The organism is Amycolatopsis anabasis (genome assembly GCF_009765355.1).
Taxonomy (GTDB): Bacteria; Actinomycetota; Actinomycetes; order Mycobacteriales; family Pseudonocardiaceae; genus Amycolatopsis; species Amycolatopsis anabasis.
Genome location: NZ_VTHK01000187.1, coordinates 1 through 625 on the forward strand (window position 1 = coordinate 1; position 625 = coordinate 625).

The 625-nt window shown below is 66.6% G+C and carries 1 protein-coding gene; it reads left to right on the forward strand.

What is annotated here, in order from left to right:
* Positions 1 to 625: AAA family ATPase (locus FXO23_RS50655; protein ID WP_158896382.1), on the forward strand; the 625-nt coding region annotated here is incomplete at both ends.

A 625-nucleotide genomic window follows, 5' to 3' on the forward strand; every position in this document is an offset into this window, starting at 1 on the left:
CCGCCGAGGCCGGTGGCGGCCGCGGCGAGGGCACCCCGTCGTCCTCGCTGGTGCTGGATCAGTTCGGCCGGAACCTGACCGTGTCCGCGCGGGAGGGCAAGCTGGATCCGGTGATCGGGCGCGGTAAGGAGATCGAGCGCGTGATGCAGGTGCTCTCGCGCCGGACGAAGAACAATCCGGTCCTGATCGGTGAGCCCGGTGTGGGTAAGACCGCCGTGGTGGAGGGGCTGGCGCAGAACATCGTCAAGGGCGAGGTGCCGGAGACGCTGAAGGACAAGCAGCTCTACACCCTGGACCTGGGGTCCCTGGTGGCGGGTTCGCGGTATCGCGGTGACTTCGAGGAGCGCTTGAAGAAGGTGCTCAAGGAGATCAAGACCCGCGGGGACATCATCCTGTTCATCGACGAGTTGCACACGCTGGTCGGTGCGGGTGCCGCGGAGGGCGCGATCGACGCCGCGAGCATCCTGAAGCCGATGCTGGCGCGGGGTGAGTTGCAGACCATTGGTGCGACCACGCTGGAGGAGTACCGCAAGTACATCGAGAAGGATGCCGCGCTGGAGCGCCGGTTCCAGCCGATCCAGGTGGGTGAGCCCTCGCTGGAGCACACCATCGAGATCCTCAAGGG